Origin of the sequence: Nocardia barduliensis, assembly GCF_013315795.1 — a bacterium.
GTDB classification, from domain to species: domain Bacteria; phylum Actinomycetota; class Actinomycetes; order Mycobacteriales; family Mycobacteriaceae; genus Nocardia; species Nocardia barduliensis.
On sequence record NZ_JABLTE010000199.1, the window covers coordinates 1 to 7375 of the forward strand.

General features: G+C 63.6%; 9 protein-coding genes and 1 pseudogene. 7 read left to right on the plus strand and 3 right to left on the minus strand.

Annotated features, from left to right (window positions below; genetic code table 11):
* The 7 genes and pseudogenes from HOV91_RS37965 to HOV91_RS37995 all read left to right on the plus strand — a co-directional run.
* Positions 1-429, plus strand: a pseudogene (locus tag HOV91_RS37965) (hypothetical protein); the annotation flags it as partial.
* A 721-nt stretch (positions 430-1150) separates the two neighbouring features.
* On the plus strand, positions 1151-1516 hold the full coding sequence (locus HOV91_RS37970) for a flavin reductase (protein ID WP_174190030.1): 366 nt from the start codon (positions 1151-1153) through the stop codon (positions 1514-1516).
* Positions 1428-1676: a hypothetical protein gene (locus HOV91_RS37975; protein WP_174190029.1), complete on the plus strand. Its 249-nt coding sequence runs from the start codon at positions 1428-1430 to the stop codon at positions 1674-1676. Before HOV91_RS37970 ends, HOV91_RS37975 begins: the two co-directional genes overlap by 89 nt.
* 27 nt (positions 1677-1703) lie before the next feature.
* Entirely contained in the window at positions 1704-4067 is a 2364-nt protein-coding gene (locus HOV91_RS37980; protein ID WP_174190031.1) for a sensor histidine kinase, read from the plus strand.
* A complete protein-coding gene (locus HOV91_RS37985; protein ID WP_174190032.1) occupies positions 4060-4488 on the plus strand; it encodes a roadblock/LC7 domain-containing protein in 429 nt (142 codons plus the stop codon). The genes HOV91_RS37980 and HOV91_RS37985 overlap by 8 nt, the downstream gene beginning before the upstream one ends.
* Positions 4489-4496: 8 nt before the next feature.
* Positions 4497-4874, plus strand: a complete 378-nt coding sequence (locus HOV91_RS37990) for a DUF742 domain-containing protein (RefSeq protein WP_174190033.1) — start codon at positions 4497-4499, stop codon at positions 4872-4874.
* The gene (locus HOV91_RS37995; protein ID WP_174190034.1) at positions 4855-5442 is read left to right on the plus strand and encodes a GTP-binding protein; all 588 of its coding nucleotides are present in this window, start codon (positions 4855-4857) and stop codon (positions 5440-5442) included. The genes HOV91_RS37990 and HOV91_RS37995 overlap by 20 nt, the downstream gene beginning before the upstream one ends.
* Positions 5443-5687: 245 nt before the next feature.
* On the opposite strand, the gene HOV91_RS38000 is transcribed toward HOV91_RS37995, so the two are convergent.
* The 3 genes from HOV91_RS38000 to HOV91_RS38015 form a co-directional block, all read right to left on the minus strand.
* On the minus strand, positions 5688-6332 hold the full coding sequence (locus HOV91_RS38000; protein WP_281371102.1) for a TetR/AcrR family transcriptional regulator: 645 nt from the start codon (positions 6330-6332) through the stop codon (positions 5688-5690).
* Between the two features lie 90 nt (positions 6333-6422).
* Entirely contained in the window at positions 6423-6566 is a 144-nt protein-coding gene (locus HOV91_RS38010; RefSeq protein ID WP_174190035.1) for a hypothetical protein, read from the minus strand.
* A 563-nt stretch (positions 6567-7129) separates the two neighbouring features.
* Positions 7130-7375 (minus strand): CocE/NonD family hydrolase (locus HOV91_RS38015; RefSeq protein ID WP_174190036.1); only part of this gene is annotated, 246 nt, incomplete at its 5' end.

Consider the following 7375-nt stretch of genomic DNA (forward strand, 5'->3'; position numbering starts at 1 on the left):
CGATTCTCGCTGCCCTATCGTCCGGGCGAACTGGTCGCGGTCGCTCGCAGCGGTGACGGCCAGGTCCACCGGTCGCGCCTGCGCAGTGCTCAGGGACCGCTGCGGCTCGTGCTGCGCGCCGAGCGGAGCGAACTCGCGGCCGACGGTGACGATCTGGCCTACATAGCCGTGGAAATCGCCGATTCGGACGGTGTGGTCGAGTCGCTCGCCGACGATATGGTCCGCCTGACAATCGAGGGGCCCGCCACCCTCGCCGGGTTCGGCAGCGCGGCGCCTGCCACCGAGGAATCGTTCGCCGACCACGAACACACCACCTACTACGGCAGGGCGCTCGCGGTCGTGCGCGCGACCCGGACGGCGGGTGCCGTCCGGATCACCGCCGACTCCAGGCAGCACGGCACAGCGACGTGTGATCTCGAGATCAGCTGACCAACAGAAGCGATGCGCGTCTGGCCCATGTCGAGATCTATCCAATTTCGACTGGCAGCGCGGCAAGACGGAGTTTTCAACCGGGTCGCGCCGCTGGGGCCGTTGTTCGACCTCCTGATCCGGCGTCGCGGACCGAATACCAGGCCGGCGAGTTCGCCCAGTGCGATCGATGGTCCCGCCTGTCGATATTCCGCTCGGGTTCGGGCATGTCGGTCGACCGCCGGTGCTGGTCATAGTGACCGGGTATTCGCGGATAATCGCGGCGGTGATGATCCCGACGCGCCAAAGTCCGGACCTGTTGGCCGGGCGTTGGGAACTGATCTCGGGGTGGGATCGGGTGCCACGAGTATTGGTGTGGAACAACGAATCCGCAGTCGTCGAGCCAGCACTCTGCTGATCGCCGCAGCGATCCCGGTCGCCATAACGCTGGTTCACGCCCCGCGTTCCGGGCACGGCGCGCCGAGTTCACCGCACATCACCCTGCCCTGAGACTGGTTCAGAGCCCAAGTTCCGACTGGACCCCTGTGTCGGACACCAGTGCAATCCAGGTCCTGCTGCGTTCTACTTGTGGTGTAGGACACAGACAAGCGGTGTTCCCGCAGTAGCCGAAGCGGCACCTCGCCGACACTCGACCCGTCTCCAATGCGCAGCGGCTCCGGCTGCGGTTCCATAGGAGAAGGTGCCTTTTTCGGACTCCGTATAGCAGCGCGTCAAGGATGTGATGGCGAGTGTGGCCGCTCCGGTTGCCGTCGTCACGTCGATTATTGGCGTACGCCCGGCCGGCGCCACCGTGAGCGCGTTCACCTCGCTATCGATGACCCCGCCGATGGTGATGGTGGGCGTTGGTCGCGCAGCTCGCGCGTCCCCCAGTCCCGTCGGCCCGCCATCGCCTGAGGAAGGTATCGCGAGAACCGATCGCGGCCGCGGCCGGACTTCGGGTCGCGATCGCCCTGTGCCGAACTCGCCAGTCCTGCTCAAAGGCACTGGTGCGGTGGAGGATGGCTTATCGCATCTACGCCGATCTGCCAATTTCGATCAACCCGACCCGTCGGCTGGTGTCAACCCCGGTCGGCAGCACCAGCGCTAGCCGCGGTGGTGATGCCGACGAATGCTTGCCGCTGGCATTGTTAATAGTGGATAACAGTCATTTGACCGATGAAAGCCCTGCATACGTGGCATTTTTGCTGGTAAATCGGTTCAAATGTTACCAGGCGTTGACTAGTCGTTGGTGGTCGTCTACCTTGTGACGCGTTCGATAAACCAGGAGGTTGCCGGTGGCGTGGACGGGGATAGTGCGGGCTGTGCACGCGGCGGGGCGGCTGGTGCGCTCTGCACGCGGTTCGGTTTCGATCCGGGTGCGAGTCCTCGTCGTCGTGCTCATCCCGGTAATCACGGTCGTGTCGGTCGGGGCGGTGTTCGTGCAGGCGTCTCTCCGGGACGGCATGCGTACCGTGTACTGGTCCGAGCTGATCGGGGTCCAGACCGACAATGTCGTTGATGCGATCATATCGGTGCAGGCCGAACGGACTGCCAGTCTACGAGCTCTGGCAGGTGACCGGCAGGCGGCGAAGGATCTGGAAAACCTGCGCACCAAAACGGACGTCGCCTTGCGCTGGGTTCCGGATTCAGCGCCCGCGTTCAAGAAGATCGATCCAGATTATGAGAGAAACGTCCCTGTCTTCGAAGGCATGGTGAACGACTTGCACGTGCTCAGGCGGTCGATCGACAGTTCCCGGGGCGGCAAGGACGAGGTCGATACCTTCTATTCCAGACTTGCCGATATGGCGGCCGTCAGTTTCGATGCCTCGGCTCGCAGCGTCACGGATGCACGTACAGCTGTCGAGCTGACCGTGGAAGCGGATCTGCTGCGAGCAGCCGAACTGCACTCGCGGTCGGTCGGTCTCATGAGTTGGCTGATCGAAGGCGGTGGCGCGCTCGACTTCGGCGCCCGCGCGAAGTACCTGCGACTGTCCGGAGGTTTTCGCAGTCAACTCGAGGCTTCGCTTCCGCAGATGACCGAGTCCGAACGCCAACAGTACGCCGCGTTGGCCGCGAGTCCGCAGTGGCAGCTGGTGAGCACGGCCGATGAGGTTCTCGGGAATACCGGTGAGCTGCCGGTGGACAGCGCCGCGTGGCTGGCCGCGCAGGAGAGCATCGCCGTGACGTTGCGTGCCCTCTGGGAGGGCCACAGCCTCTACGTCGCGGCAATCGCGAAAGAAGTGGCGAGCAGTCAGATGATGCGCGCGTGGTACCTCGGAGCGGGTGTACTGGCGCTCGCGCTGGCGTCGTGTGTCGTCGCGATGGTCATTGCCACCGGGCTCATCCGGCGATTGCGTTCGTTGCGGGACAAGACGCTCGAGCTCGCCGATGACGCATTGCCCGCAATGATGCACCGATTGCGGGACGGGCAGCCAGTCGATGTGGACAGTGAGCTGGTCCTGGCGGATCACGGCAAAGACGAACTCGGGCAGGTCGCACGCGCGTTTCACTCAGCGCAGCGCGCCGCTCTGAGCGCCGCTGCTGCCGAGGCGGAGACCCGCGGCGGATTCACCCGTGTGTTCTTGGACATCGCCCGCAGGAGCCAGGTTCTTGTGCATCAACAGCTCGCGGTGCTGGACGTGGCGGAGGGCAAACAGGAAGACCCCGAACACCTCGAACTGCTCTTCAAGCTGGACCATCTGGCAATGCGTGCTCGGCGCAATGCCGAGAATCTCTTGATCCTGGGTGGAGGTCAGCCAGGGCGGAAGTGGCGTCGATCCGTGCCGCTGGAGGAGATCGCGCGTAGCGCCATCTCCGAGGCCAGCGACTTCGCGCGAGTGAATGCGGTCAGGCTTCCGGAAATCCGCGTGCACGGAAAGGTCATCGCCGACCTCGTCCATCTTCTCGCGGAACTGGTCGACAACGCGACGTCGTTCTCGCCGCCCGAATCACCGGTTTCGGTGCACGGGAATCTGGTGGGCAAGGGTGTCGCGATCGAGATCGAGGACCAGGGGCTGGGGATCAGATTCAGTGAGCGTGAGCGTCTCAACGCACTGCTCGCCAGTCCGCCCGAGTTCCAGCAGATGGCAGCCGGCACTTACCGGCACCTCGGATTATTCGTGGTAGGGCAGCTTGCCCGGCGCCACGGCATCGGAGTGGTGTTGACCGAGTCCGCCTACGGCGGTGTCAAGGCGATCGTTCTCCTGCCGACCGAGTTGCTCGACCCGGGCGGTGACCAACCGCAGTTCGATCGAAGTAATGATCAGGAACTCGATCCGGCCGTACCGAGGCACCGGTTGTTCGCCCCGCTGCCCGCGGTGGCCGAGCCGTCCGTCTCGACCGCGCCGAGCCCGGTGGCCACCATGCACACGGAGCAGTACCGGCCTATCGGCAACGTGGCCGCGCGGCACAGCCGAGCCAGCAAGCAGCCACTCCCCAAGCGGCGGAAACAATCGCATCTAGCGTCACAACTTCGAATCGACGACGGTGCCACACAACAACAGGGTGTACCCCTCGAAGATCACCCGAACGAGCCACGGGTACGGCGCAGCCCGGTGAACGCACGACAGACGATGGCGTCCCTGCAGCAGGGGACACGCCAAGGGCGCCGCTCGGTCGACAGGACCGACGGCAGAAACGGACGGTCGACAGATGGATGACTTCTCGGGGGCCAATGCCGTGGTCGGTAGTCTGAATTGGCTTCTGAACGATCTGGTCGCACGGTTGGTGGGCGCGGAACAGGCTGTGGTGCTGTCCGATGACGGACTCGTCATCGCGCAGTCGGTCGGCATCGAACGAGAAGACGCGGAACATCTTGCAGCGATGTCCAGCGCCTTCGGCAGCCTGGCCAGGGGAGTGGGCGCAAAGTTCGATAAAGGACTCGTCCATCAGACCGTGGTCGAGCTCGAGTACGGCTATCTCATCGTCACCGCAGCCGGACATGGTGCGTGCCTGGCGCTGCTTGCCTCGGAGGACTCGGACCTGGGGATGGTGGCCTACGAGGTGAACGTGATCATCGAACAGGTCGGCGACAAACTGTCGGCGCTGCCGCGGGTGCGGCCTGGTGGATTGAATGTCTAGCGCGAGTCATGAACTACCCAGATGATTTCTCCGCGCTGGAGGACGATCCCGGTCCACTGGTACGGCCGTTCGCGGTCACCCGCGGGCGTGCCGCGCGTGACACGCACGAGCTGGACATCCTCACACTGATTGTGGCGATCCGGCCGGCTGCCGAAGGGGCACCGCTGGATCGGGAGTGCGCCGAGATCTTGCATATGTGTCAAGGTCGCCCGATCTCACTCGCCGAGGTGTCGGCACAGCTGAATTTGATGCTCGCGGCTGTCAAGGTGCTGATCGGCGACTTGATCCAGTCGGGCTACATCACCTACACCGATCCGATCCGATCCGAAGGTAGGCCGGATCTACAACTACTCCAGGCGGTTCTCGATGGCATTCGCGTCCTTTGAGGGGCACGGAACTATAGATTATTCCGCTCGCGCGGCCAAGGTATTGATCGCGGGCGGCTTCGGGGTCGGTAAGACGACATTCGTGGGAGCGATCAGCGAGATCGCGCCGTTGCGTACCGAGGAACAGCTATCTAATCTCGGTGCCTCGATCGACGACATCAGTGGAGTCGAATCCAAGACGACCACCACCGTCGCTCTCGACTTCGGCAGAATCACCATCAACTCGGAAGTCATCCTTTACCTGTTCGGAACGCCGGGGCAGGACCGATTCTGGTTCATGTGGCCTGAACTCTCGGTCGGTGCACTGGGTGCGCTGGTGCTGGCCGACACCCGTCGGCTAGCGGAATCGTTCGCGGCGGTCGATTTCTTCGAGTCCAGGCAGATCCCGTTCATCGTGGCGGTGAATTGCTTCGATGGGGCCGACTTCTATGATGAGGACGAGGTGCGCGAGGCCATGGACATCGCCCCTCACGTCCCTGTGCAACTCTGCGATGCCCGCAATCGTGAGTCAGCAAAGACGACGCTCATCCGGCTTCTCGAGTACGTTATCGTCTCGGCGTCCGTTTGACGGCGGGACGCGTCCGGAATGCCTCTCCGGCGACCGGAATGTTCACGGCTCGGCAGACCGTACGAGACTCGCTGAGCGCGGCCGATGCTCCTATATTCCATGTTGTGCTCGCGAGCTACTCCGCGGTTCCGGAGACGCGAACTCCTGCGGTGGCCTCGGGATCTCTAGATGCAGGAGCGCGCGTGCGACTCGACTGACGCGGGGGCGCGTCGCGTGTGTCTCCGTCGACGGCAACGTTGAGAAGATTACGAAATATCGGACATGAGCAGCGCGGTGATCGCCATCTGCTGTAACAACGGGCCCAATTTCTTCCCGCTTTCCCGTTGGAGGCCGAATGGTGCGGAATTGATCAGCCCCAAAACGGCGACGGTGGCCGATAGCGCGGTGGACAGACTTATTTCGGGGCGGACGCGGAGCAGTGTGGCGGCCCATATCTCGATGTACTCGCGCTGTATCTCTTGAACTGTCTGCCGATCCGGTCCCTGGAGATGTTGCAGTTCTCGCGACTGGATCACGATCAGATCGGTGTGCTCGATGGCGAAGCCGACATGTGCTTCCACGAGCGCGGTGAGCGCTGGCCGCGGTTCCAGAAAGCGGATGATCTCACCTGCGGTGTCGCGAAGGCGACGACTGTCCCGGAGCAATAGCTCCGACAGAATCGCGTCCTTGCTCTCGAAATGCCGGTAGAGCGCAGGCCCGGACAATCCGAGCTGAGCCGCGATCTGATTGGTCGAAACGCCGTTCACGCCGTACTGCGCGAACAAGGACGCCGCGCTGCGCAGTAGCTCATCGCGGCGAGAGGGAGTCGGGTCGACGGCTACCTCGGTGGCGTCGGTACTGATGGTGCCATCTCCTTGAGCGATTCGCGAATGATGTCGGTGTCGCTTCATGCTAGCCCGTGGTGTCTACGGTGCTGCTAGGTAGGAATTCGTCGCTGCGCGCACCTCGAGCAGACGTCAGGTCCGTCCTGAAGGGTCCGTTCAGGCGGCGGCCATCGCCCTCGGTACGGCTTCGCCAGTGGACACCGCGCCGAGGTACAGCCCGTGCAAGGAGGCTCCGTCGACCACACCCGGCATCTGCCATGCTTCGAGATGGTCGATCGGCCGGATCTGAACTACCGTCACCCTTCGACATCGGGAGCCACCGGGTCGGTGCCGGTGGCGGCGCTGTGGATGCCGACGTCGGGCCGTTCGCTTCGTATTGTCGATCGTGATCTGCATCCCGTACCGGACCGCATGGTTCGCAGGTGTGCCGCTGTCAGATCGACTGGAGTCCGCCGTGCCGCTCTATGTTACTGAACATTAACTCATTATGCGGTACGAACAAGCCAACGTGGCCGAGTTGCCCGTCCAGGCGGTGCCAGCGCGGGCTACGCGGGGCAGTCGGGCGATGGCGAACTCGCGCGAAAGGCCTTCTGGCAACCCTGGTGCGCGGTATAGCGATGGCGGAGACCGGCTCGGCGCCGACTGTCACCAGCGCAACAGCTGGTGTCTTCTGGTTACCGCCGGAGTGCTCGGCCGGCTTTCGTCGCATGATCTTGCCAGTCGATTCCAACACGAGTTGTCGCCACTCGGCACCTGGCGATTCGCAGACGGCGGTAGGTATGTCGGCTGCGGAGGTGGCGAAGCCCGAGGAGGCCGACCTGCTCGGCGTCCTCGGGCTTCTCATCGGTTCGGGTCGGCGGTGTTTACGGCGTGGGCGGGACGATCGGCAGGATGATGTGGGAGGGTCGTGCAGCGTCGTGGTAAATGGTTTGCTGGGCGGTGCGCATGGTGACCGCGGTGGTGGCGAGTTCTGCGGGTTCGGCGGTGTTGAGGTTGCGATCCCAGCGGGGGAAGTTACTGGAGGTGATCTGGACCCGGATGCGGTGACCAGCGAGGAACACGTTGCTGGTCGACCACAGGTCGATCTCGTACTCACCGGGTCCGCCGGG